Here is a 24,723-nt window from a genome sequence, read left to right on the forward strand (position 1 = left end):
GGCTTAAGCAATGGCAAAAGAACAAGGCCGTGTTAAGCGTCGCGAGCGGAAAAATATCACCGCAGGCGTAGCGCACGTGAATGCAAGCTTCAACAACACCATGATCACGATCGCGGATGCCCAAGGCAATGCGATTTCTTGGTCATCTGCCGGTCATATGGGCTTCAAAGGGTCGCGTAAATCGACCCCTTATGCGGCTCAGGTTGCGGCTGAAGATGCTGGACGTAAAGCTCAAGAGCACGGCATGAAAACCCTTGAGGTTAAAGTGTCTGGCCCTGGGTCTGGACGCGAGTCTGCGCTGCGTGCGCTGCAGGCGATTGGTTTCACCATCACGACGATTCATGATGTGACACCTATCCCACACAATGGCTGTCGTCCGCCTAAGCGCCGTCGCGTTTAAGCCGAGCTAGAATTTTATGATAATGCGTGCCCGATTGACGGGCACGCCTTTCCGCTAAAGGGGAAGTGTCGTGATCGAGAAAAACTGGCAAGAACTGATCCGTCCTATGAAACCGGAAGTTCAGCCTGGCTTCGATCCCGCCAGCCAAGCTCAGATCATTGCAGAACCGCTAGAGCGCGGTTTTGGTATGACTTTGGGCAATGCGCTGCGCCGGGTGCTCTTGTCCTCGCTGCAAGGTGCGGCGATTACCGCTGTTCAGATCGACGGTATCGTTCACGAGTTTTCCTCTATTCCTGGCGTACGCGAGGATGTGACCGATATCATTTTGAACCTGAAGCAGGTGGCTCTTCGCATGCATGCGGAAGGTCCAAAGCGTCTGGTTCTGAAAAAATCTGGTCCCGGTGAAGTCACCGCTGGCGACATCGAAGAAGTCGCTGACGTTGAAGTTATCAATAAAGACCATGTGATCTGTACCCTTGATGAGGGCGCGGATGTGCGCATGGTCGTGACCGTGAATACCGGTAAGGGTTATGTGCCTGCTGATCGTAATCGTCCTGAGGACGCTCCGATCGGTCTTATTGGTGTCGATGCGTTGTATAGCCCTGTTAAACGGGTGGCTTACCGCGTTGAGAACACCCGTGAAGGTCAGGTCCTTGACTATGATAAGCTGATTTTGGACATCGAAACCAATGGTGCGGTGACTCCAGAAGATGCTGTCGCGTTTGCGGCGCGCATTCTGCAAGATCAGTTCCAGATCTTTGTTAACTTCGATGAGCCTCAGGCTGCGCGCAGCGCTGAAGACGATAAGCCAGATCTGGACTTCAACCCAGCTCTGCTTAAGAAAGTTGATGAACTGGAATTGTCTGTACGTTCAGCAAACTGCTTGAAGAACGACAACATTGTTTACATCGGCGATTTGATCCAGAAGTCCGAGGCCGAAATGCTTCGTACGCCAAACTTCGGTCGTAAATCGCTTAACGAGATCAAAGAAGTTCTCGCGCAAATGGGTCTCCATTTGGGTATGGACGCGCCAAACTGGCCGCCAGAGAACATCGAAGATTTGGCCAAGAAATACGAAGATCAGATCTAAGACGGCCTGCGCGAGCAGCCCCCGATTAGATTGCAAGGAGAACTCCAATGCGCCACGGCGTCGCACATCGCAAGCTGAACCGCACGTCCTCACACCGTCGTGCGATGATGGCCAATATGGCGGCTTCGCTCATCCTGCATGAGCAAATCGTCACCACACTGCCTAAAGCAAAAGAGCTGAAGCCTTTCATGGATAAGCTGATCACTTTGGCAAAACGCGGTGATCTGCATGCCCGCCGTCAGGCCATCTCTAAAATCCGCGACAAGGACCAAGTGTCTAAATTGTTCGCGACCTTGGGACCACGCTATGAAGAGCGTAATGGGGGTTACACCCGCGTTCTCAAAGCGGGCTTCCGCCACGGCGATAACGCCCCGCTCGCAGTGATCGAGCTGGTCGATCGTGATCCTGCAGCCAAAGGCGCTGTGGACCGTGAGCGTTTGGCTCAAGAAGAAACTTCAGAAGATTAAGATCTTCGCTTGTTTCGATCCAGATTTAACCCCGCCTCTTTGAGGCGGGGTTTTTTCTTTGCGCCTTCTTTGGACGCTTAGGCGGATTGTGGCGCTGGCCCGATGAGGGGATTAGCCTTCACCCTGGGACAGGTCTTCATGACCAAGGGCCTTACGGGCCTGGGCCCGGTGGGCAGAGGTGATTTCCCCGCCAATGGCTGCAAGGATGGTCGCGATAACAGTGCCGTCATCGACAAAGCCCAAGGGGCCAAGGAAGTCTGGGATAAGATCGATCACCCAGAGAAAATAGAGAAGACCTAAGGCCAGGGCCGCGCGGGTGCGCAATGATACATCGCCATCCATCATGGCATAATAGGCCGCCACGACATCTTCGAGGAAGGGGATGCTGCGCGCGACTTTACGCACTTTGTGCCAAAAGCCTTGTTCAACCTCAGCCTTCTTCTGCTCGAACTCGGCTTCATCCATGTCTGCTGCGGCTTCGATACGGCGCTCGGCTTCAATCTCGGCGCGTTCACGGTCGCGGAATTTAGCCGGGTTATCATAATATTCCAGATAAACGGGTTTGGTGTCTTTTTCGATCTTGGCTTGAATTTTGGCCGCCTGGCTGGGCTTAAAAAGTGGTCGATTGTCCTGCGTCATCTGTTCATTTCCCCCTCATATGAGCCCGGATAGATTACCGTAACTGTGCGACATGAGCATTCTTTCATTTGCGGGCGGGGCAAAATTTCTTACATCTGAAATAGCCCACCCTTTTGATAAACGTAAAGATGGTGAAAATGTTTCGATCAATCGCTTTGAGTGTTGGTTTGGCGTGCGCGATTTTACCCGCAAGTCTGGCTCAAGAGGGCGTTTTGGCCCGTGTGGTTCCTGAAGACCGTCAAGAGATAAGCTTGTCGTTCTCGCCTGTGGTGTCCAAAGCCTCACCGGCGGTGGTGAATGTCTATTCCCGCCGGGTTGTGGCTGGGCGCTCCCCTTTTCAGGGCGATCCTTTTTTTGAGCGCTTCTTTGGCGGTCGGATGCAATCGCGTCCGCAAGAGGTCCAATCCTTGGGCTCAGGCGTCATTGTGGACCCAACCGGTGTCATCGTGACGAATAATCACGTCGTCGCCGGGGCGCAGGAATTACGCGTTGTGCTGTCAGACCGGCGTGAATATGAGGCGACTTTGCTGCTGGCCGATGAGCGGGTTGATTTGGCCGTTCTGAAGATCGAGGCGGAAGAGCCTTTGGAGACCCTGGCCTATGCCCATCCGGGCAGTGCTGAGGTGGGCGATCTGGTTCTGGCGATCGGTAATCCCTTTGGCGTTGGGCAAACCGTCACCTCGGGTATCGTTTCAGCCCTGGCGCGCACCGATGTGGGCATTTCCGATTATGCCTTCTTCATCCAGACCGATGCGGCGGTAAACCCAGGTAATTCTGGCGGCGCGCTAGTGGATATGAAAGGTCGGCTGATTGGGGTGAATACCGCGATTTTCTCACGCTCTGGTGGGTCAAACGGTATCGGCTTTGCGATCCCTGTGGAAATGGTCTCGCGTATTGTTGATGCGGCCTTGGAGGGCGGCGAGCTGGTCCGGCCTTGGCTGGGCGCAAAGCTGCAACCGGTTACGAATGATTTAGCGCATTCTTTGGGGCTTAACCGCCCGGTGGGTGCGATCATCTCCAGCATTTATCCAGACAGTGCCGCCGATGAGGCGGGCCTGGAGGAGGGTGATGTCCTTATTTCCATTGATGGGCGTGATGTGAATGATGAGAATGGCGTACGCTTTCAATTTGCCACCCGTGCGATCGGCGATGATGCGCGTCTTGTGGTGCTGCGCGATGGACGTGAGCGGACCTTGCATGTCGCCGCCAAGGCAGCACCGGGCGAAGCCGATGGTCATCGTATGGGACTAGAGGGGCGTAATCCCGCCGCCGGGGCGCAAATCGTTCAGCTTTCACCCGCCTTCAATGAAGACAATGGCATAGATGCCTTTATGGAAGGCGTGATGGTGGTGGATATTCAACGCCGCTCTGCCGCAGACTATTTCGGCTTCCAACCGGGTGACCTGATTATTGCGATCCAAGACGAGCGTGTGTCTTCGGTTGAAGATTTAGAAGCCATTATCGAACGCTTCGATGGCGAGAAGGAATGGCCGATTGAGATTGAACGGCGCGGTGAACGCTTCCGTAGGGTTTTGCGAATGTAGCGCCGCTCGCCATGTGGTTTAAATTTGTTCGGTCTAAAAGGTGAACGCAATCAAAGCTTTACTGGGGTCGTAATTCTTATTACCTTTGATCTGTGACAATAAACACAATAAAAAGGGGAATTCAATGATCCGGGTATTTTGTATTTGTGCGCTGGCGATAATGGGTTTGGCTGCGTGTGCAACGACTTCAGGCACTGACACTGACGTGGCCGCGAATGAAGAGACAACGTCTCAGCCCACACAAGATTGTCAAAACGCGCCGCGTCACACCGGCACTCGCATGGGTAGTCGCTGCTAAGTGAACCGTCTAGGGAGCGGGACGCACCTGACGACGACCAAATTGCTGACGCGCGCGGGTTAACTCGCGCGCGTTTTCATTTTGCCGACGCGTTGGAGCAGGGCTCCTGTTTGCGCTATGGGGATTATCATAGGTCGGTTGAGCTTGCACTGGGCGTGAAGAGTATTGTGCTGCGGCCATGCGATCAATCGCGGCATAGGCATTGGCATAGGCGTCGGTGTTCATCGTTGAGGTGGGGTCGCGCGGATCATGGCCAAAGCTGTTCGGCCCTTTCTTACCCGGGAAGAAGGCAATCAAACCATTCAGCCACATGGAGACCAGCATAGCCCCGATCCCGAACAGGACCAGGACGCTATTGCCAGACGGGGCCCCTTTGATGGAGCCGACAAGCGCGAGGATGAGACAGATCGCGCCGATCCAGAAGGATAGTCCCGCCGGGATAATCATCCAGCCCGACATGTTGTGATCGTGGAAGCGTTTAACAACGACCGCGATACTGGGCCAGAAGGCCATTAAGCCAAAAAGCCCTGTGAGGATCATGGGCTGGCCGGGGACGAAGACGCCTTTTCCCAAAACATGAATATCGACATAGGCCAGAATGATGCTGATCGCCCAATAGGGGATCAGAAATCGCTGCCAGTATTGACCCAGTGACACCCGTCCGTTTGGCGAAAAATAAAAATTCATGCCCTCTCTCCCTCTTATCGCAAAAGTTGCATGAGGAAGCCTTCAGGCGTGTTAAAAAACGTGGTTAAAATCGCTTTAAAGGGCCTGGTTTTCGCGTTTTAAGGTCATAATCGACCACACATGGCCAAAGGGATCGCGTAGCTTACCATGGAGACCAAAAAACTCTTCTTTGGGTTCGCGAATAACGCTGGCACCGGCAGAAATAGCGCGATCAAACCAGGCCTGCGTATCGTCCACATTGAGGGTTAAAGTCGTGGTGGTCCGCCCATCCAGGCTATCGGGGGCGATATTGCCGGTCTGGGTTTCCATCTCTGGAAATTCATCGGCAAGCATCAGGATGGAGCCATTGAGCGCCAAGGTCGCATGCATCACCATGTCTTCATGGTCGTATAGCTCCAGGACTTCAGCGCCGAACGCTTTTTCATAAAACGCGATGGCGGCTTTGGCCTGTCTGACACACAGATAAGGGGATAATCCGGGTAATGATGGCGCGCTCATACTCAATCCTACTCACTATCTTTGCGTTCAATCACTAAAATGCGGGCCGCTCCTTTTGGGTGGGCGACATGTTCTTCACCTTCTTCCAAGGTCAGGGCATCACCGGGTTTAAGGGTAATGATTTTTTCTTCGCCCTGGTCCTTATAATGCATATCAACTTCACCGGTAATGACCATAAAAACTTCGCGGCCGGTATTCTGATGCCAACGATAGGGCTGGTCCGTCCAATGGACTTTCACCGCGACATCATCGAACATGGCGATCTCTTGCGCGCCCCAGGCGCGATCTGAGGTGAAGGTTTGGGTCTGGGTCAACTTCATGATATACACCTTTTGTTCTAGTTGCGATCTAGAGTTTTATTTCAAGACTTTGCCTAGCATATTTCCTCTTTTCCTGTAAAGCGTGTCCCGAATGTCCGATCTTTTTCAAGCGGCTGGCCTTGACGCCGAACTTCCCAAACCCTTGGCGGAGCGCTTGCGCCCGCGCCAATTAAGCGAAGTGGTCGGCCAGGATCATGTGCTGGGTCCCAAAGGCCCGATTGGGCGCATGATGGGGCAGGGGCGCTTGTCTTCGATCATTTTGTGGGGCCCGCCGGGGGTGGGCAAGACCACAATCGCGCGCTTGCTGGCCCAGGGTGCGGGGTTGGAATTTGATGCCATTTCGGCGGTGTTTTCCGGTGTGGCGGATATGAAGAAGGTGTTTGAGCGTGCCCGCGCGCGCCGCGCGGCCGGCCAAGGCACACTTCTCTTTGTGGATGAGATCCACCGCTTTAATCGCGCCCAGCAGGATGGCTTTTTACCCGTGGTCGAGGAGGGGGTGATCACCCTCATCGGGGCGACGACGGAAAACCCCTCGTTTGAGCTGAATGCCGCGCTGCTCTCGCGCTGTCAGGTTCTGGTCTTGAAGCGTCTGGATAGCGCCGCGATGGAGGCCTTGCTGGCGCGCGCGCAAGATGAATTGCAAACGAGCTTGCCGCTGAGCGATGAGGCGCGCCTGGGCCTGATCGCCATGGCCGATGGCGATGGACGCTATCTGCTCAATCTGGTTGAGGAGCTGGTGGCGCTGGCCCCTGACGCGCCGCTGGATAGTCAGGCCCTGGCGGAGGTCTTGCAAAAACGCGCGCCGGTCTATGATAAGGATCGGGAGGAGCATTATAATCTGATCTCGGCCTTACATAAATCCATCCGCGGTTCAGATCCTGATGCGGCGCTGTATTGGTTTTGTCGGATGTTGGCGGGCGGGGAAGATCCGCTCTATCTGGCGCGCCGTTTAATCCGTATGGCCAATGAAGATATTGGCCTGGCCGATCCGACGGCCATTCATGCTGCGCTGGCGGCGCGTCAAACCTATGAGGTATTGGGCAGTCCTGAAGGCGAGCTGGCCATCGCCCAGGCCGTGGTCCATATGGCCTGCGCGCCGAAATCCAATGGCGTCTATACCGCCTATAAGGCGGCGATGCGCATGGCGAAACAAACCGGGTCTTTGATGCCGCCCAAGCATATTCTCAACGCTCCGACCAAGCTGATGAAGTCCGAAGGCTATGGCAAGGGCTATGAATATGATCATGACCAGCCGGGAGCTTTTTCCGGTCAGGATTATTTTCCCGATGAGATTGTAGAACGTCCCCAGTTTTATGATCCCAAGCCCGTGGGCCGTGAAGCCCCGATTAAAGAGCGTCTGGATCATTGGCGGACCATCCGTGCGGCCCGGCGAAAGTCTGACGGGCCTTCATAAATCTTGATGACCCGATGACGCCGTGCGCGTATGCTGCACCCTTAGGGGGATTAAGCATCATGACAGGTTTTGCACGCATACTGGCGCTCGCTTTGGCCTCGGCGTGTTGGGCGATGATCAGCGCGGGCGCGCAGGCTCAATCCTGCCCCGGTGAAGGCCCGCGCCTGGGCTCATCGCGCATGATCACGCTCGATACCACGGGGGGCGGGGCCTATGGTACTTTGCAATATCCCCACAGCTTTGATCTCAACGCCCATGAGCTGGTCTTGACCTTCGATGATGGTCCCAGCCCCGATTATACCCGCCAGGTGCTAGAGGTACTGGATAAGCATTGCGTCAAGGCGGTGTTCTTTCTGGTCGGGCTTTATGTCGATCGCCACCCCGACATCGTGGTGGAGATTGCCCGCCATGGCCACACGATCGCAACCCATACCCAAACCCATCGCCTGCTGCATCGGTTGAGCGATGAAGAGGGTTTGCTGGAGATTGAGCGCGGCTTTGCCGCCGCGCGCCGCGCGCTGGCGGGCTCTGGCTATGAAGACGCGCTGGCGCCAATGTTTCGCTTTCCCGGCCTCAATCATACACGCGCCCTGCGTGAGACTTTGGCCGAGCGTGATATTGCCGTCATCAGCTGTGATCTGGGTACGGATGATTGGCGTTCCATCAGCCCGGATGAGTTTTACCGCCGGGCTCTCCGCAATATCGAGGCGCGTGGATCGGGTATCGTCATCATGCATGACACGCATTTTCGCACCGCCTCGAAGCTGGATGAGCTGCTTAGCGAGCTGGCGCGGCGCGGCTATACCAGCGTGGGTGTGCGCGTAAGTCCTCAATCACACGCGCCTGACACCCATTAACTACCCATTCCCCCTTGCCAGACAGGGCGTATCGCCCTAGTCCAAGGGTAATGAACCATCTTCTTATCATTGCGGCTGGTGGAGCCTTGGGCGCGGTTTCGCGTCATTTGGTCAATCAAAGCGCGATGCGCGTTTTGGGTCCGGAACTGCCCTATGGCACCTTTATGGTCAATGTTCTGGGCTCGCTGGTGATGGGACTGTTGGTGGGCTGGCTGGCCCGTGTGGGGCATCCCAATGCGACCGAGCTGCGCTTTGCCTTCGGGGTTGGCTTTTTAGGGGCGTTTACCACCATGTCGGCCTTCAGCCTGGATATGGTGGTGATGATAGAGCGCAAGCATTGGGTTACGGCCCTTGGCTATGCGGGCTTAACGCTGAGTGTGTGTGTTTTTGCGGTCATCATAGGTTTGATGATCGCGCGAAAGGTCTTTCATCCATGAGCGGTGTGCAAACCGTCATTATTGGCCCGGACGAGGCCGATACCCGCGTCGATCGCTGGTTTAAGCGTCATTATCCTCATGTCAGCCATGGCATGATTGAAAAGTTGTTGCGTAAGGGCCAGATCCGCGTCGATGGCGGCCGGGTGAAGGGCAATACCCGGCTGGAAACAGGCCAGAGCCTGCGCGTGCCGCCGATGCCGGCACCGGGCGAAGTGGCCCCGCGCACCGGTATCAGCGAAGACGACGTGATGATGATGCGCAATATGGTCATCTATGAAGATGACGACATGATTGTGCTGAATAAAAAGCCCGGTCTGCCGGTGCAGGGCGGCAGCAAGGTGACGCGCCACATTGATGGCTTGCTCGATGCCTTTGCCGATAATCAGGGCCGGCCCAAGCTGGTTCACCGTCTGGATAAAGATACCTCTGGGTTATTGGTCTTGGCCAAAACCGTGAAATCTGCCGCATATCTGGCCAAGCTTTTTAAGACCCGCGATCTGAAGAAGACCTATTGGGCGGTGTGCCTGGGCGTTCCTGTGCCTAAAGCCGGAGAGATTAAAGGCTTTATGCGCAAAACCTCCTCCGATCAGGGTGATCGCGAGCTGATGGTCGCCGCTAGTCATGGCGATGAGGGCGCGCAATACGCGCTCACCCGCTATGCCGTAGCGGGGGAGGCGGGCAGGCGCGCGAGTTGGGTCGTGCTGCGCCCTGAAACCGGGCGCACGCACCAGCTGCGCGTGCATATGGCCGCGGCCGGGCATTCCATTCTGGGCGATGGCAAATATCTGTGTGACATCCCAGAGCCCGGAGGCTTGTCGAAAAAGCTGCACCTTCATGCGCGCAAGCTGGAAATCCCGCGCTCGGGTAAGCCCGATCTGGTGATTGAGGCGCCCTTGCCTGAACACATGGCCAAAACCTTTGATAGCTTCGGTTTCAATCCGCGTGATGATCTGAGCCTGGTTGAAGTGGCCCTGACCTGAGGAGGCGAGCATGCCCGGTTTAAAGCTCGCGGTGTTTGATATCGACGGTACGCTGGTGGACTCGCGCCAGGTGATTGCGCGCGCCATGGACCGTGCCTTTAAGGCCGCCGGGCTGGGCGGCATGGACTATGATCAAACGCGCACCATTGTGGGGCTGGAACTGACCGAGGCGGTTTTGCGGCTGGCCCCGCCAGACTATCCAGCCGAGCAAATTCCCCATCTCGCCGGGCTTTATAAACAGCAATTTGTGTTGATGCGTGAAGAGCCAGACTTTGCAGAACCGCTGTATGAGGGCGCGCGTGAAACCGTTGAGCGTCTGGCCGATGAGGGTTGGCTGTTGGGCGTTGCGACCGGAAAATCGCGGCGCGGCGTGGATATGGTCTTCGCCCATCACGACTTTCACAAATATTTCCAGACCTTTCAGACCGTGGATGGCGGGGTGGGTAAGCCCCATCCGCGCATGGTGCTCGATGCCATGGCGCAAACCGGGGCGCGCCCAGAAGAGACGGTGATGATTGGCGATACCCATTTCGATATGGAAATGGGCCGCGCCGCCGGGGCCCATACCTTGGGCGTCAGTTGGGGCTTTCACACGGTAGATGAGATTGAAAGCGCCAATCCCCATTCTATTCACCATGATTTTGCATGTTTAAACCGTGCGCTGGACGCCTTTGGCGCGCGCGCGAACCAAGAGGCTTAAGTCGATGAGCATGAGTAAGGCCAAGGCCGAAACCAAACCGCTGCCCAAGCGCTTCTATAAAGATGTCGCCGTGGGGGAGGTGGAGGGCGTCCTGACCATCCTGCTTGATGGGCGTGCGGTCAAAACCCCGGCGCGCAATACGCTGTCGGCCCCGTATGAAAATCTCGCCTTCGCGATGGCTCAAGAATGGGCCGATCAGGATGAGGTCATCAATCCCTTCATCATGCCGTTGACCCGGCTTGCCCATGTGGCGGTGGATAATATGGCGCAATATCGCCAAGCCGCCGCGCTGGAAATCGCCAAATATGCCTCCACCGATCTGTTGTGCTATCGCGCCGAAGATACGGTGCTGGCCGCGCGTCAGGCCAAGGCCTGGACGCCTTATCTCGACTGGGCCGCGAGTGCGCTTGATGCCCGCTTTGACATCACCGAAGGCGTGGTCGCGATTGAACAGCCTCATGGCTCGATTGAGGCGCTGCGCCGTCATGCGCTGGCGCTGGATAATTGGCGTTTAACCGGCCTTTCCAGTGCGGTGCCGATCCTCAGCTCGGCGATTTTGGGCTTTGCCTTGCTAGAGGCTGAAGGCAGCGGCGAAAACCTCTTCGAGGCCTCGCGTCTTGATGAAACCTATCAGAGTGAACGCTGGGGCGAGGATAGCGAAGCCGCCCAAGCCGCCGCGAACAAAAAACGCGACCTGTTGGCTATTGAGCGTCTCTTCCGTCTTCTGGATGAAGCGGAGGGGTGATCGCCTGGACCCCGGATCAAGTCCGGGGCCACGCCTTTTTTTTAAAGTATCCTCGCTACGCTGCGGGCGCGCGTTCGCGCTTGCGACCCCTATGGGTTCGATTTTGGACCCAGGATCAAGTCCGGGGCCGCGTTGTGGTGAGTGTTAACATGGGTTCCCGGCCTTGAGCCGGGATCCATAAACTTTATTGGCACAGCCCAGAGATCCCGGATCTCACTGCGTTCGTCCGGGATGACACTATGGGGATGCTTTGAGCGTAACCTTCTGTGTAGTCACGCCCCCTCAGTCAGCTTCGCTGACAGCTCCCCCGGAAACAGGGGAGCACACACACTCTCTCTCTCTCTGTCATGCCAGACTTGATCTGGTATCCATGCCGTGAGTGTGCAGTTTATTTTGAACGACCAGAACCCCGCTCGACCCGTCCGGCATGGACCCCAAATCAAGTTCAGGGCGACGGTGTTTTGCGCATTTCGCCAAGGATGCAGGCACGATGGAGCGCCATCGCCAACTTCCCTCTCTATTTGCCCCATGCGCAAAGCGGTGCTAGCAAAGGGGATAGAAGAATCCTTGCCTTATACGGCCCAGCCCGACGGGGAGCCCCAATGAAAGAGATCCTGCAAGAGCTTGAGCGCAAGCGTGAAGCCGCCCGTTTGGGCGGAGGCGAGGCGCGTATCGAGGCCCAGCATGCCAAAGGCAAGCTGACCGCGCGTGAGCGTATCGACCTGTTGCTGGATGAGGGCAGTTTTGAAGAGCTGGACATGTTTGTCGAACATCAGTGTTCGGACTTTGGCATGGCCGATAAAAAAATGACCGGGGATGGCGTGGTGACGGGCTCTGGCACCGTCAATGGCCGTCCGGTCTATATCTTTGCCAAGGATTTCACCGTGTTCGGGGGCTCGCTGTCGCTGGCCCATGCGCGTAAAATCATGAAGGTCCAGGATGCGGCGCTGAAAAATGGCGCGCCGATCATTGGTTTGTTCGATGCGGGTGGGGCGCGGATTCAAGAAGGCGTGGATGCGCTGGGCGGGTATGCGGAAATTTTCCAGCGCAATGTGCTGGCCTCCGGTGTGATCCCACAAATCTCTGTGATTATGGGGCCTTGTGCGGGCGGGGATGTGTATTCGCCCGCCATGACCGATTTCATCTTCATGGTGAAAGACACCTCTTACATGTATGTGACCGGGCCAGACGTGGTCAAAACCGTCACCAATGAAGAGGTGAGCCACGAGGATTTGGGCGGCGCGTCCGTTCACGCCAAGAAATCCGGCGTTGCTGATGGTGCGTTTGAAAACGATATTGAGGCGCTGATCCAAATCCGCCGCTTGATTGATTTCTTGCCGCTGAATAACCGCGAAAAAGCCCCGCGCCGTCCCAGCTATGATGATGCGGAGCGGGGGGACGAGGCGCTGGACACTTTGGTGCCGCCCAACCCGAACAAGCCCTATGATATGCGCGAGTTGATCGAGAAGGTCGCCGATGAAGGTGATTTCTTTGAGATCGCCAAGGATTACGCCACCAATATCGTAGTGGGCTTTGGCCGCCTGGATGGCGAGCCTGTGGGCTTTGTCGCCAACCAGCCGATGAGCCTGGCCGGAGTGCTCGACATTGATGCCTCGAAAAAAGCCGCACGCTTTGTGCGCTTCTGTGATGCGTTTGAAATTCCTGTCGTGACCTTTGTCGACGTGCCGGGCTTCCTGCCGGGCACCAAGCAGGAATATGGCGGCCTGATCAAGCATGGCGCGAAATTATTGTTCGCCTACGCTGAGGCCACCGTGCCCAAGCTGACGGTGATTACCCGCAAAGCCTATGGCGGAGCCTATGATGTGATGGCCTCGAAACATTTGCGCGGCGATGTCAATTACGCCTGGCCAACCGCGGAGATTGCGGTGATGGGGGCCAAGGGGGCCGCGGAGATTATCTTCCGCAAGGATTTAGGCGATGAAGAGAAAATGGCCGAACACGTCAAGGATTATGAAGACCGCTTTGCCAACCCCTTCGTGGCGGCCTCGCGCGGGTATATTGATGATGTGATCATGCCGCATTCAACCCGCCGCCGCCTGATCAAGGCGCTGAAAAAGCTGCGCAATAAACAGCTGACCAATCCTTGGAAGAAGCACGATAATATCCCGCTCTAGGGTATGCCCTCAAATCAAGTCTGGGGTGACAGGGGGTAGAGTTCTTGTCATCCCGGATCTCACTCTCGTTCGTCCGGGAACCCGGTTGGGGTTTTGGCCGTAACGCGGCCCCGGACTTGATCCGGGGTCCAGCAAACTTTTCGCTCCCAAGCGCGAACATTCTCAAAGCCGGTAGCAAAAAAAATTAGGTCCTCCCGCTGCGCCGCGAGGATTTTACTGTAAGTCTGTCATCCCGGCTCAAGGCCGGGATGACAGTTTTGAATATGTCACGCGCCATGACCGCAAGACGATAGTCAACACAAAAAAGCCCCGCTCAAGTGAGCGGGGCTTTTTTCACGCGGCCGGTCGGGGAGGGGCTAGCCGCTGATCACCTCGTCGGTGAGGGTTTCCAAGCGCGCTTCGTAAGAATTGGTATCTGATTGTGGATCGCTCAGGGTGTAGACCAGGTAGGTCGTCTGGCCATCTTCCCAGGCCATCACCCGCATGGGGTTTTCGCGGCCTTCGCGGGCCTCGATCTGGAAGACCAGAACATGGGTGGGCGCGATATACCCGGCTTGATTGACCCGCTGTGAGGGCTGATCCAGTTGCGCCAGCACCAATCCGCCTTGGCTGGCGATATGCTGGGCCAGGATGGCCAAGGTTTCTTCGGCCGAATAAGGGCTTTCCTTGATGACCATGAAGCCCGGCTGGACATCGCTAGAGCTGGTGAGGGACGCGTTCGACGTGGTCGAGGCTGAGCTGCACGCTGATAAGCCCCATGCGCAGAAAATCAAAGCTGTAAGCGTCAAAAACCGTTTCATTATACCACAAGCCCCTATGGTGCGACCCCTGGATTAGGATAGAGGTCTTGCATACGTCATAGAGTGAACGCAGTCATTGCCAATTGCGTTCCATGGTTAATGCTTTGCTGCGCGCAATAGAGTTTTAAGGGCTTGATTTTATACTGCCGATCGAGTGGGGCAAGATGAAAGACATGCAGGATGCTAGTGACCTCTTTGATCATCTCTACAGTGATGGTGTTTATAACCGTCATTATCCACTTGGCCGGTCTATCGGCCTTAATGGCGGTGATGCGCGTGCGCGCTGACCATATTCGCCCTTATGAAAGCTTCCTTCGCCAGGCCGTGTTTTTGGCGGGGGTGGTGATTGGTTTATTTGCCCTCCATACCCTAGAGATATGGGCCTATGCGATCGTGTATAGCGTGTTGGGGGAATTTGCGAGCTTTGAAGAGGCGCTTTATTTTTCCACCAGTGCCTTTACCACGGTGGGCTTTGGCGATGTGATCCAGGCACAACCCTGGCGCATGGTTGGGGCGATTGAGAGCGCAAACGGATTTTTGCTGATCGGCTGGTCGACGGCGTTTTTACTGTCCGTGATCACACGCTTACGCTCGGCTGAGTTTGATTGGCTCGACCGGCGGGCCAAAAATCGCGATGAGGACTTGCCGGGATAGGGTAATACACGTATAGGATGTGTGTGGGGTGCGTATTCGCTCAAATTTTGAGCCCTAGGATAGGTACGCCCCCTCATGTCTTATCATACGCTAAGTCTTTATTATCTGGCCAATAATGACATTGGCTGGTCGCTGAAGGATTTCTGCGACACTCCGGTCAATGATGTCATTCTGGCCTTTATTGTGCCCAGCCCCAATGCGCCCAATGATGTCAGCCAGCTGGATTTTGATCCGCAGCTAAAAGCCCAGCTCAGCCCTGAGTTGATTAAAACTGTCCAGCAAGAGGGTGCGCGCCGCGTGCGCGTAGCGCTCGGCGGAGAGCCCGGTCATTTCCCGCTGCAAACCTGGCAAGCCATCGCGGCTGCGCCCGCGCGCACGGCCGAGCGTTTGGCCAGCCTGTGTGAGGCCTATGGTCTGGACGGTGTGGATATCGACTTTGAAGAAACCGGCTCGCTCAACCATGGTCAATTTGGTGTGGCGATGCTGGTCGCGCTGACCCATGCGCTCTATGATCAATTACCTGCCGAGCGGCGCATCATCACCCATGCCCCGCAATGTCCCTATCTCTATAGTGCGGGCTCGCCTGATTATAGTGGTTCCTATTTCCGGGTGATGGATCAGGCGGGCAGTGAAATCACGGCCCTCAATATACAGTATTATAACAATGACTGGTTTACCCAGCCGCTGACCACCCATGTGGCGGGGCTCAATCTGACCCCGCCCTTTGGGTCCAGTTTAATGGGGATCGTGGCGCAATCGTCCATCCCGGCGGCCAAATTGATCGCGGGCTTTCCAGTCATGGCAGGCGATGCGGGATCGGGCTATCAACCGGTCGCGTCCTTGATCAGCGATGTGATCAATCCGCTGAAGGGCGCCGGCGATTATCCCTTTGGAGGGATTATGGGCTGGAAAGCCCAAGCGGGCTGCGAAAATTGGTTCACCCCGTTGAGCCTGGCGCTGAGCGCCGGTTAGTCGCCCGGTTAGAGGCTAGATTAGAGCATGATGACCTTTGGGGCAGGGATGTGGAAGCATGCCCTTGCCCCGGAGGGTAAGAGCGCGCTAAACCGTTCAATCAACATTCCTTCGTAATCAAGAGCTCCACGGTCCGATGTTCCATAAAATCCTTATCGCCAATCGCGGCGAAATCGCCGTTCGTGTCATTAAGACCTGTCAGCGTTTGGGCATTCCCACCGTGGCCGTCTATTCCGATGCGGACGCTGACAGCTTGGCGGTAGAGATGGCGGACGAGGCGATCCATATCGGGGGCTCTTTACCCAGCGAATCGTATCTCATGATGGACCGGATCATCGCGGCCTGTGTTGCGACCGGTGCGGACGCGGTTCATCCCGGCTTTGGCTTCTTGTCAGAGAATGCCGCCTTCCCCAAAGCGCTGGCGGAAAAAGGCATCGTCTTTATCGGGCCGAACCCGCATGCGATTGCCGCGATGGGCGATAAGCTGGAATCGAAGAAGCTCGCGGCTGAGGCTGGGGTGAACACCGTGCCGGGCTATCGCGGGGAAATCGAAGACGCCGATCAGGCCGTCACCGTCGCCAGCGATATTGGCTTTCCCGTGATGATCAAAGCCTCTGCCGGGGGCGGGGGTAAGGGCATGCGCATTGCGCGCAGTGTCGATGAAGTGCGCGAAGGCTTTCAGGCCGCGCGTAACGAGGCGAAATCCTCCTTCGGTGATGATCGGATCTTGATCGAGAAATTCGTGGAGAAGCCGCGCCATATCGAGATCCAGGTTCTGGGCGATAAGCATGGCCATGTCGTGTATCTGAACGAGCGTGAATGCTCGGTGCAGCGCCGCAATCAGAAGGTTTTGGAAGAGGCACCATCGCCCTTCCTGGATGCGAAAACGCGCAAAGCCATGGGCGAGCAAGCGGTCGCGCTCTCTAAAGCGGTGGATTATGATAGCGCCGGTACGGTGGAATTCATCGTCGATCCGGACAAGAATTTCTACTTTTTGGAAATGAATACCCGCCTACAGGTCGAACACCCGGTGACCGAGTTGACGCACGCCATTGACCTGGTTGAGCAGATGATCCGTTCGGCGGCTGGTGAGCCCTTGGCCTTCCAGCAGCGTGATATCCAGATCCAGGGCTGGGCCGTTGAGGCGCGTCTTTATGCTGAAGATCCCTATCGCGGTTTCCTGCCTTCTATCGGCCGCTTGAAGCGCTATGTGGAGCCCAAAGAAGGCCCGATGGGGCCAGGCCATCTGCGTATCGATTCGGGTGTGCGTGAAGGCGATGAAATCTCCATGTTCTATGATCCGATGATCGCCAAGGTGATCGGGCAGGGCGCGACCCGCGAAGCGGCCATTGATGCGCTGGCTAGCGCGCTGGATCGTCTGCATGTCGATGGTTTGCAGGCGAATGCGCCTTTCCTGTCTGCGGTGCTGGATGAAGAAGACTTCCGCACGGGCCGCATTCACACCGGCTATATCGAAGAGCATTTCCCCGAAGGGTTTAACGGTACGGTGCCGCGTGAGAATCAATTGCGCTATCTGGTGGCCGCCAGCGCCTTTGCCCAAACGGTGGAGGCCGAGCGCGCCGCCCAGATTGAAGGGCGCTTGATCCCTGCGCGCGTTACCGGCGAACGTCAATGGGTGGTGATCTTGAATGGTCAGCACTTCCCCGTTGAGGTGTCTCTATTGCCCCATGGCGCAGAGATTTGGATGCCCAATCTCTCCAGCGAGCGCGTGATGCTGACTACGGATTGGACGCCGGGCCAGCACCTCTTTGAAGGCAAGCTTGGTGCCGAAGGCTTTGCGGTGCAGATCCACAACCGTACCGAAGGCTATAGCGTGCGCCATCGCGGCTATAGCGCGACGGCTTTGGTCTGCACTCAGAAAGTGGCCGCCCTCCATGCGCGCTTGCCGGAAAAAGAGCCTGTGGACACCGCCAAGCTGGTGCTGTCACCCATGCCGGGCTTAATCGTGGCGGTCAATGTCGCCGTCGGGGATGAAGTAAAGGCAGGCTCACCGATTGTTACGGTTGAGGCGATGAAAATGGAAAATGTCCTGCGCGCCGAAGTTGATGGCATTGTCAAAACCGTCGCCTGTAAAGCCGGGGACAGTGTTGCCGCAGACGAATTGCTCGTTGAATTCGAATAAGATAGACAACCCAATCGATAAGTTACGCGCATCAGGTGTCCTGGTGCGCGTTTTTTTTTTGGGGGGAATTAAGCCCACTGCTTTATCTCGGGCCGCGCCTCATTTAATCATACTTTTTGCCATTTTCCGCCTTATTCATCTCATTTATGAGTTGCGTGACTTGGGGATTTAGCCGGATCTGGTTAAATACGTACGTAGTAATTAGGGGGACTGGAATGCTGAATGCGTTTTGGCATAGTCTATCACGTGGATATTTTGATTTTAAAGGGCGTGCGCGTCGATTAGAGTTTTGGACGTTTTTACTCGTCGACTTATTAATTTATTTCGCCATTATTGGTGCGATGGTGTATTTGTCAATCATTGAACAGGCCGGTCAATCTGGTCAATCTGTAAATGCAATTAAATCAATTCTTGTGTTGTTATTTTTCATTTACTTTGTTGCTTTTTTTATTCCTCGACTTGCGGTATCTGTGCGCCGTTTACATGATGTCGGTTTAACGGGATGGTTGATTTTTCTTGGTTTTATTCCGTTTGGAGGATTTGTTTTGCTCATCATTATGTTGCAAGACAGTCAAATGGACAATAAATATGGCCCCAATCCGAAAGAATTGGCGCATTTGAAAGCTATGAAATTGACAACATGACCGGTTCTTCGCACTGTTAAGCCAAACAGTGGGAGGTATCCATGGACTTTCAAAAGCTGCTACTCGATCCCAAGGGGCGCATTGGTCAGAAGAATTACTGGATTGGTGTTGCCATCTTGCTGGGTGGCAATATCATTTTGGGGGGCATCCCCTTCATTGGTTGGATGATTTGGATTCTTTTGGTTTTTTGTGGTGTTTGCGTATACGGTAAGCGCTTGCATGATGCGGGGCGTTCGGCCTGGCTGCATGCTATTCCTTGGGCTGTTACGCTTTTGCTGGGTCTGATCGCGGTTATGATCGGTGGCGCGGCGGTCATTAGCATGATTATGGCCGGGGATCATTTGTCCGATAAACAGGCGCTTGTCCATGTCGGCGGGGCCATGTTTGGGGCTTTAAGTGTGTCCAGTCTCGGGCTGGTTGTTTGGATTGCTTACACGCTTTGGGTGGGTTTATTGCCCAGCCAGGCCGGTGACAACGCCTATGGTCCACAACCTAGCTCTGAAGACGAAGTGTTCTCACCCGTGTCCCATGCGAGATCAAACGGACAAACCGTGGACGGTGAAGCCGTTGATGTAACTGGCCAATCTTCAACATCTTCGTCTGCAGACCCAAAAACACCTTCATAGACTTAGACTTGACACGTCAATATTGTTTTGGCGTGTCAAATTCTTAATGTTATATTGACCCTCATTCTCATCTTTTGCTTGCCATCATGCGCGAATATGCGTTTACCAAAGCTCTGGGGAGATTAAACAGAAGGGGAAATCTCATGGGTTTCGTTGACGCGGTTAAGTCCGTTCTCTTGCAAAATTACGCCAATTTCCAAGGCCGTGCCCGGCGTAGCGAATATTGGTTCTTCGCCTTATTCTATTTTCTGGTTTACATGGGTTTGAGTATTCTGGCCGCTGTTTTAGGCAAAGCTGGAGGCATCATCAGCATCCTGATGGGCCTATTCATGTTGGGTGTGTTGATCCCAAATATCGCTGTGGGCGTTCGTCGCCTTCATGATACCAGCCGTTCGGGTTGGTGGCTCTTGATCAGCCTGGTTCCGATCATTGGCGCGATCTGGTTGATTGTCCTGCTGGTTCAAGACAGCCATGGTGACAATCAATACGGCCCAAACCCAAAGGGCGGTGAAGGGTCTGCACCGATTGCGCCTGCCGCTGTTTAAGCTTTGGGTTAGACCAGAAAAAAGCCCCGCGCTGCGGGGCTTTTTTTTATGTGTCAGATCTGATCTTAGCCATATTTGGCGGCGAAAGCCTCATCGCTCATGCAGAGATAGATGATGAATTCGATGAAGGCGATCAGGGCGGGGATGAAGGTCCAACAAAACACCAGGTAAAGAAGGCCTTGAACGGGGCGACCTAAATAGAATTTGTGAATGCCAATCCCGCCTAAGAAAAACGCTAAGAGTGCGGCGGCGATTTTACTTTTCTGGCCTACAATGGGTACGATTTGTGCTGCGCCACAGGATGGGCAAGTCGCCGCGCTTTCATGCAGAACTTTGCCGCAGGCTGGGCAATATTTTTTGTTTCCAACAATATCGGGTGATGCGCTTTGTGTGGTTTCGGTGGTCATTGTCCCCTCCCTGAAGCAATATTCTGACCTAATCTCCTCCTTAAGATACCGCGTTTGCAGAAGCGTTAACAGGATTTGTTGGTCCTATGCGCACCGTGCCAGCGTCTCAGTGAAAGAATAAATCTCTGCCCTTCCTGACTTACGCCCACGCTAAAATTACGATATGAACCCGCCTTATGGCGATTAAATATCTTGCACTTCCTGGTCAACGCGTTAGCCCCGATCAATTCTGGCTGGGTTTGGCGATCATTGCGATGCTGGATGGCATTCGGGTCAGTATTTTAGGCGGGGCCAGCGGCTTTATCAGCTTTCTGCCGATCTTGTTCTTACTGTCCATGCTGCATACGAATCGGTTGCGCAGCGTGGGCCGATCTGGGGCGTTATTCTTTATCCCTTTGATTGTCGGCTTTTTAGCAAAAACTCTTGGTGCATTAATCGGCATCACCCTGGCTTTATTCCCTGTGATGATGGCCAAGGTCGAGGAAACAGGCGTGGACATGAATGATGATGCGGCCGTTGCGGGTGTTCTGAGTTCGCATGAGTTTAACGCGTCCTTTCGCGCCTATATCGAATCGAACCCGCATATGGTGGCTGAGTTGGCTCCCAATGGGTTGTGGCCAGCGATGATTCTCTTCTGGCTGGTGATGTTTGGCTTTGGGTTCTGGTTTACCCAGATGCGATCGCGCGCAGGGGCTCTTTAAGGTCTCGACAAAGACTGCGCGCTTAAAGCGGCGCAGCCTCGTCTTGCGTGGCACCAAAGACGCTTTCAAAAGCGCGGCGCATCGTGTGATCAACCTCGTCCATCGTGACGGGATGGCCCAAATCCACCAGGCTGGTCACACCATAGCGGGGATCAGAAATGCCACACGGGGTTATCCCGCCAAAATGACTTAAATCTGGCTCGACATTCAGGGCAATGCCATGAAAAGACACCCATTTGCGTAGGCGAATGCCAATTGCGGCGATTTTGTCTTCATGCTCCGGCCCGCCGACCTGGCTGCGATCAACCCACACACCCACACGGTTACAGCGCCGCTCGCCTGTAATATTATAGGGCTCTAAAGTACGGATGATCCATTCTTCCAGATTTTTAACGAAGGCGCGTACATCGCGGCCCCGTACGCGCAGGTCCAGCATCACATAGGCCACGCGCTGGCCGGGGCCATGATAGGTAAATTCTCCCCCGCGACCTGCTTTAAACACTGGGAATCGGTGGCGATCTTTAAGATCATCCTCCTTCGCGCTGGTGCCGGCGGTATAGAGGGGGTCATGCTCTAACAACCAAATCAGCTCGCCCGCTTCACCGCGTGCGATGGCTTCGGCGCGCGCTTCCATAGCGGCTAAGGCGTCAGGGTAGGCGATACGAGCAGCAGATACAGCCCAGCCGGTTGGGGAGTGTGTCATTTTTTCAAAGGCCTTTAACGGGTCAGAAACCGGCATAGAACATTGTTACCCTTTAGTGGGAGATCAAGGCCTTTCGGCCGTTAGGGAAATAAATGAGCCAGTTGGGTGCAGTTCCAGTCGAATTATCTGTGGTTTTGGGCCGCTCGCGCATGCCTATTCAACAGTTTTTGCGCATGGGCCGCGGTGCGGTGATCCCTCTTGATGCTCATGAGCAAGACGAAGTGTGGATTCTTGCCAATAACCACCCCATTGCGCGCGGTGAGATTATTATCCAGGGCGACCGGGTTGCGGTTTCAATTACCGAAGCTGCCGATGTCTATGATTTCTACGCCTAAACCGGGCGAGGGGCTTTTAGCGCGCTGAAGGCTCTGTAAAAACTCCTTCACAAATCCCCATAAGCTTGCTACCCACCCGCTTCCCAATTTTCGCGGCCGTGGCGGAATTGGTAGACGCGCAGCGTTGAGGTCGCTGTGGGGTTAAACCCGTGGAAGTTCGAGTCTTCTCGGCCGCACCATTATTTCAAGTTCTCCTTCGCGTCCGCTCAGTCGATCCTCGCTGACGCTGCGGGCGGACGGTCGTCCTTGCGAGCCGTGGCTCGATTATCCCGATCCTCGCTGACGCTGCGGGCGGGCATTCTTGAATGCCCTACCGGCTATCGCCGACTTGAGGGCTGCGCTTGCGAACCCATGGGGCGAAGTGTGCAATCGCTTATATTGGACGCGTAGGTGTTTTCTTTTGTCATCCCGGACGAACGTCAGTGAGATCCGGGACCTATGAAGTTTGCCAGTAAAGCGCATAGATCCCCGATCAAGTCGGGGATGACAGGCTTGAGTTTTGCCCTACCGCCTATCGGCTACTTGAGGGCAGCGTTTACGAACCCATGGGGCGAAGGGATCCCGACCCAAGGCCGCGAACCCTGTCGGCATTTTCGCATTCACGCGGCCCCGGGCGTGATCCGGGGTCCATGCCTGAAAGGGTGTGGTCGGGGCTCGCGCTATAATCAACGCGCTTTCGTGGGCTTGTGGCAGGGCTTTGTGGGTGAGTGTCGTCACTGCGTTTGCATGATGGTCCCCTCAGCTAACGAAAAGGGGGCAAATCCAGTCACCATTCCTAAGGGGGGCGCTTCAAATCTTCGTGCAAGCAATAAAAAGCGCAAAAGCGCAGGGAAAGGGGCGAGCTTACCCCCTCTACCTGTATTTTCGTGAGGCGATGACATTGCGCAAAGCCTGCTGTCATGACATAACGCGCGCTTCTATTCCCGAGCGGGCGCGGCCGGACATGGTATGGCGCTTACCCGCGCCGGTTAGTGTTTAACCCTTAAAGCCGCCTGTTCCGGCCCAGACTACGAAACAAGGCCCTGTTAACATGAACGTTCAAGAAATTTCTGCTGAAGGTCTCTCGCGCACTTTTGAAGTTGTGGTTCCTGCTGCAACGCTCGAGACCAAGCTGAGCGCGAAAATCGACGAGATCCGCCCTGAAGTCCGCCTCAAAGGCTTCCGCCCGGGTAAAGTTCCTGCAGCCCACATCCGCAAGATGTTTGGAGCGTCTATCATGGGCGATATCCTGCAAGAGCTGGTCCCCCAGGCGACGCAAGAGACTTTGGATGAGCGCAATCTGCGCCCGGCTTCACAGCCCGATATCGAAGTCAAGTCTGACGGTGAAGACGTCATCAAAGGCGGCAAGGATTTCGTTTTTGAGATTCGCGTCGAAGTGATGCCAGAATTTGAAACCGTTGATGGCTCGACCTTGAAGCTGGAACGTCCTGTGGCCCCGGTCGGCGATGAGCAGATCAACGAGGCGCTGGAGCAATTGGCCAAAGACAGCCGCGGCTATGATGACAAGGGCGAAGGCGCTGTGTCGGAAGAAGGCGATGTGGTTGTGGTTGATTTCGTCGGCAAAATCGACGGCGAAGTCTTCAATGGCGGTTCAGCCAATGATTCGCGCGTCGCCATCGGCGAAGGCGCATTCATTCCGGGCTTTGAAGAGCAATTGACCGGCGTCAAGGCGGGTGATGACGTTGAGATCAAAGTCACCTTCCCAGCCGATTACGGCGTTAAAGATCTGGCCGGTAAAGAGGCGATTTTCGAAACCAAAGTCAAAGCCGTTGAAGCCGCGCAAGAGCCGCAGATTGATGATTCTCTGGCCGAACGCCTGGGCCTGTCTGATCTGGAAGCGCTTAAAGAGGCGCTCTCGAAGCGTTTCGAGACTGAGCACGCTCAGCAATCACGCATGAAATTAAAGCGTGCCTTGTTGGACCAGCTCGATGATGGCCATAAAGGTATCGACCTGCCTGCGCGCATGGTTGAAGCGGAATTCCAGAATATCTGGAAAGAAGTTCTGGCCGCGAAAGAGGCTGATCAGCTGGAAGACGATGACAAAGCCAAGTCTGACGAAGAGTTGGAAGCCGATTACCGCAAAATCGCTGAGCGCCGCGTGCGTTTGGGTCTGGTTCTGGCGGAAATCGGTCGCAAGGCCAATGTCGAGATTTCTCAAGAAGAGATTGCCCGCGCCGTCAACCAAGAAGCCATGCGCTATCCTGGCCGTGAGCGTGAAGTGATTGATTACTTCCAGAAAAATCCTGGCGCGATTCAAGCTTTGCGCGCGCCGATCTATGAAGAAAAAGTCGTGGACTATCTTGTTGAGTTGGCCGATGTCAGCGAAAAAGAAGTCTCTCGTCAAGAACTCTTCAAAGAGGACGAAGCTCTGGTCTAAGACCGACTTCGAATTGCTTACACAAAAAGCCTCTTCCCTCGGGAAGGGGCTTTTTGTTTGGGGTGGGGTGGAGTGTGGACCCCGGATCACGTCCGGGGTGAGCGTTTTTCATGAGCCCCTCGCTTCACGGCGGGCGGCATCTCTTTATTGCCCTTACGGCTGTCGCCTACTTGAGAGCGTTCGCGCTTGCGAGCTGATCGCCCGATTATCCTCCCCTGCGAAGCGGGGGAGGCGGTCCGATAGGACCGGAGGGGGCAAGGGATTGTAAAGCCAGACACTGTCATCCCCGACTTGATCGGGGATCTATGGGCCTTTCTGGCAAGCTCAATAGATCCCGGATCGCGCTTTTTCGTGCGCTACCGCCTGTCGGCTACTTGAGCGCTACGCTTGTCCGGGATTGTTTGTTGTCGGTGGTGTTAGGGTAAAGGGGAAGCTGCGACCCTTAACCCGCAGCTTCAGCGTCAGGCGACCGTCCCGGGGTTGGGTTTTCACCCGCTGTCATCATGGCTCCCTGACGCTTCCCTTTTCCCGCTTGGAGAGTTGATTGGGCCTCTGGCTGACACCCACGCCCGCAAACAATCCGAAGCACGTCAAGGATAGCACAG

The 24,723-nt window shown here is 55.3% G+C and carries 27 protein-coding genes and 1 tRNA gene; 21 read left to right on the forward strand and 7 right to left on the reverse strand.

Going from position 1 to position 24,723, the window contains the following annotated elements; all coding sequences use genetic code 11:
• Positions 1–10 precede the first annotated feature (10 nt).
• From rpsK to rplQ, 3 genes are all read left to right on the forward strand, one after another.
• Positions 11–400, forward strand: coding sequence for a 30S ribosomal protein S11 (rpsK, locus tag H151_RS0114510; RefSeq protein ID WP_019962387.1), 390 nt, complete (start codon positions 11–13; stop codon positions 398–400).
• 70 nt (positions 401–470) lie between these two features.
• Positions 471–1,490, forward strand: a complete 1,020-nt coding sequence (locus H151_RS0114515) for a DNA-directed RNA polymerase subunit alpha (RefSeq protein ID WP_019962388.1) — start codon at positions 471–473, stop codon at positions 1,488–1,490.
• Positions 1,491–1,537: 47 nt separating this feature from the next.
• Positions 1,538–1,957 (forward strand): 50S ribosomal protein L17, encoded by a 420-nt coding sequence (gene rplQ, locus H151_RS0114520; RefSeq protein WP_019962389.1) that lies wholly within the window; start codon positions 1,538–1,540, stop codon positions 1,955–1,957.
• 111 nt (positions 1,958–2,068) lie between these two features.
• On the opposite strand, the gene H151_RS0114525 is transcribed toward rplQ, so the two are convergent.
• Positions 2,069–2,596, reverse strand: a complete 528-nt coding sequence (locus H151_RS0114525; RefSeq protein WP_019962390.1) for a YkvA family protein — start codon at positions 2,594–2,596, stop codon at positions 2,069–2,071.
• A 137-nt stretch (positions 2,597–2,733) separates the two neighbouring features.
• Here H151_RS0114525 and H151_RS0114530 point away from each other — a divergent pair, with 137 nt between their 5' ends.
• The gene (locus H151_RS0114530; RefSeq protein WP_019962391.1) at positions 2,734–4,140 is read left to right on the forward strand and encodes a DegQ family serine endoprotease; all 1,407 of its coding nucleotides are present in this window, start codon (positions 2,734–2,736) and stop codon (positions 4,138–4,140) included.
• Positions 4,141–4,447: 307 nt separating this feature from the next.
• Here the strand turns inward: H151_RS0114530 and H151_RS0114535 are convergent, their stop codons facing one another.
• The 3 genes from H151_RS0114535 to H151_RS0114545 form a co-directional block, all read right to left on the reverse strand.
• On the reverse strand, positions 4,448–5,125 hold the full coding sequence (locus H151_RS0114535) for a DUF805 domain-containing protein (RefSeq protein WP_019962392.1): 678 nt from the start codon (positions 5,123–5,125) through the stop codon (positions 4,448–4,450).
• Between the two features lie 75 nt (positions 5,126–5,200).
• On the reverse strand, positions 5,201–5,623 hold the full coding sequence (locus H151_RS0114540) for a VOC family protein (RefSeq protein ID WP_019962393.1): 423 nt from the start codon (positions 5,621–5,623) through the stop codon (positions 5,201–5,203).
• An 8-nt stretch (positions 5,624–5,631) separates the two neighbouring features.
• Positions 5,632–5,943: a cupin domain-containing protein gene (locus H151_RS0114545; RefSeq protein WP_019962394.1), complete on the reverse strand. Its 312-nt coding sequence runs from the start codon at positions 5,941–5,943 to the stop codon at positions 5,632–5,634.
• A gap of 91 nt (positions 5,944–6,034) precedes the next feature.
• Here H151_RS0114545 and H151_RS0114550 point away from each other — a divergent pair, with 91 nt between their 5' ends.
• From H151_RS0114550 to H151_RS0114580, 7 genes are all read left to right on the forward strand, one after another.
• Complete coding sequence (locus H151_RS0114550) at positions 6,035–7,357, forward strand: replication-associated recombination protein A (protein WP_019962395.1); 1,323 nt, start codon at positions 6,035–6,037, stop codon at positions 7,355–7,357.
• Positions 7,358–7,416: 59 nt separating this feature from the next.
• Positions 7,417–8,214, forward strand: coding sequence for a polysaccharide deacetylase family protein (locus H151_RS16615; protein WP_019962396.1), 798 nt, complete (start codon positions 7,417–7,419; stop codon positions 8,212–8,214).
• A 50-nt stretch (positions 8,215–8,264) separates the two neighbouring features.
• Positions 8,265–8,651, forward strand: a complete 387-nt coding sequence (crcB, locus tag H151_RS0114560; protein WP_019962397.1) for a fluoride efflux transporter CrcB — start codon at positions 8,265–8,267, stop codon at positions 8,649–8,651.
• Positions 8,648–9,631: an RluA family pseudouridine synthase gene (locus tag H151_RS16620; RefSeq protein WP_019962398.1), complete on the forward strand. Its 984-nt coding sequence runs from the start codon at positions 8,648–8,650 to the stop codon at positions 9,629–9,631. Before crcB ends, H151_RS16620 begins: the two co-directional genes overlap by 4 nt.
• A gap of 10 nt (positions 9,632–9,641) precedes the next feature.
• Complete coding sequence (locus H151_RS0114570) at positions 9,642–10,331, forward strand: HAD-IA family hydrolase (RefSeq protein ID WP_019962399.1); 690 nt, start codon at positions 9,642–9,644, stop codon at positions 10,329–10,331.
• Positions 10,332–10,335: 4 nt separating this feature from the next.
• Positions 10,336–11,076, forward strand: a complete 741-nt coding sequence (locus H151_RS0114575; protein ID WP_019962400.1) for an ATP12 family chaperone protein — start codon at positions 10,336–10,338, stop codon at positions 11,074–11,076.
• A 602-nt stretch (positions 11,077–11,678) separates the two neighbouring features.
• Positions 11,679–13,211, forward strand: a complete 1,533-nt coding sequence (locus H151_RS0114580; protein WP_019962401.1) for an acyl-CoA carboxylase subunit beta — start codon at positions 11,679–11,681, stop codon at positions 13,209–13,211.
• Between the two features lie 356 nt (positions 13,212–13,567).
• Here the strand turns inward: H151_RS0114580 and H151_RS0114585 are convergent, their stop codons facing one another.
• Positions 13,568–14,011, reverse strand: a complete 444-nt coding sequence (locus H151_RS0114585) for a hypothetical protein (RefSeq protein ID WP_156823530.1) — start codon at positions 14,009–14,011, stop codon at positions 13,568–13,570.
• Positions 14,012–14,191: 180 nt separating this feature from the next.
• Between H151_RS0114585 and H151_RS0114595 the strand changes: the two genes are divergently transcribed.
• From H151_RS0114595 to H151_RS0114625, 6 genes are all read left to right on the forward strand, one after another.
• Positions 14,192–14,665: a potassium channel family protein gene (locus H151_RS0114595; protein ID WP_019962404.1), complete on the forward strand. Its 474-nt coding sequence runs from the start codon at positions 14,192–14,194 to the stop codon at positions 14,663–14,665.
• A gap of 75 nt (positions 14,666–14,740) precedes the next feature.
• Positions 14,741–15,637 carry a glycosyl hydrolase family 18 protein gene (locus H151_RS0114600; RefSeq protein ID WP_019962405.1) on the forward strand — a complete coding sequence of 299 codons (897 nt, stop codon included), beginning with the start codon at positions 14,741–14,743 and terminating at the stop codon, positions 15,635–15,637.
• Positions 15,638–15,773: 136 nt separating this feature from the next.
• Complete coding sequence (locus tag H151_RS0114605) at positions 15,774–17,780, forward strand: acetyl-CoA carboxylase biotin carboxylase subunit (protein ID WP_019962406.1); 2,007 nt, start codon at positions 15,774–15,776, stop codon at positions 17,778–17,780.
• A 215-nt stretch (positions 17,781–17,995) separates the two neighbouring features.
• Positions 17,996–18,424: a DUF805 domain-containing protein gene (locus H151_RS0114615; protein ID WP_019962408.1), complete on the forward strand. Its 429-nt coding sequence runs from the start codon at positions 17,996–17,998 to the stop codon at positions 18,422–18,424.
• 41 nt (positions 18,425–18,465) lie between these two features.
• On the forward strand, positions 18,466–19,050 hold the full coding sequence (locus tag H151_RS16625) for a DUF805 domain-containing protein (RefSeq protein ID WP_019962409.1): 585 nt from the start codon (positions 18,466–18,468) through the stop codon (positions 19,048–19,050).
• 143 nt (positions 19,051–19,193) lie between these two features.
• Entirely contained in the window at positions 19,194–19,595 is a 402-nt protein-coding gene (locus H151_RS0114625; protein WP_019962410.1) for a DUF805 domain-containing protein, read from the forward strand.
• Positions 19,596–19,660: 65 nt separating this feature from the next.
• On the opposite strand, the gene H151_RS17825 is transcribed toward H151_RS0114625, so the two are convergent.
• Complete coding sequence (locus tag H151_RS17825; RefSeq protein ID WP_019962411.1) at positions 19,661–20,002, reverse strand: TM2 domain-containing protein; 342 nt, start codon at positions 20,000–20,002, stop codon at positions 19,661–19,663.
• 176 nt (positions 20,003–20,178) lie between these two features.
• Here H151_RS17825 and H151_RS0114635 point away from each other — a divergent pair, with 176 nt between their 5' ends.
• Positions 20,179–20,703: a hypothetical protein gene (locus H151_RS0114635; RefSeq protein ID WP_019962412.1), complete on the forward strand. Its 525-nt coding sequence runs from the start codon at positions 20,179–20,181 to the stop codon at positions 20,701–20,703.
• Positions 20,704–20,725: 22 nt separating this feature from the next.
• Here H151_RS0114635 and lipB read toward each other — a convergent pair whose 3' ends face one another.
• Entirely contained in the window at positions 20,726–21,406 is a 681-nt protein-coding gene (lipB, locus tag H151_RS0114640; protein WP_026354045.1) for a lipoyl(octanoyl) transferase LipB, read from the reverse strand.
• 92 nt (positions 21,407–21,498) lie between these two features.
• Here lipB and H151_RS0114645 point away from each other — a divergent pair, with 92 nt between their 5' ends.
• The 3 genes from H151_RS0114645 to tig all read left to right on the forward strand — a co-directional run bounded on the left by H151_RS0114645 (position 21,499) and on the right by tig (position 24,118).
• Positions 21,499–21,741 (forward strand): FliM/FliN family flagellar motor switch protein, encoded by a 243-nt coding sequence (locus H151_RS0114645; RefSeq protein WP_019962414.1) that lies wholly within the window; start codon positions 21,499–21,501, stop codon positions 21,739–21,741.
• 92 nt (positions 21,742–21,833) lie between these two features.
• A tRNA-Leu gene (locus H151_RS0114650) sits at positions 21,834–21,920 on the forward strand.
• Between the two features lie 851 nt (positions 21,921–22,771).
• Positions 22,772–24,118 carry a trigger factor gene (gene tig, locus H151_RS0114655; protein WP_019962415.1) on the forward strand — a complete coding sequence of 449 codons (1,347 nt, stop codon included), beginning with the start codon at positions 22,772–22,774 and terminating at the stop codon, positions 24,116–24,118.
• The last annotated feature ends 605 nt before the right edge of the window (positions 24,119–24,723 follow it).

The organism is Woodsholea maritima DSM 17123 (genome assembly GCF_000382325.1).
Taxonomy (GTDB): domain Bacteria; phylum Pseudomonadota; class Alphaproteobacteria; order Caulobacterales; family Maricaulaceae; genus Woodsholea; species Woodsholea maritima.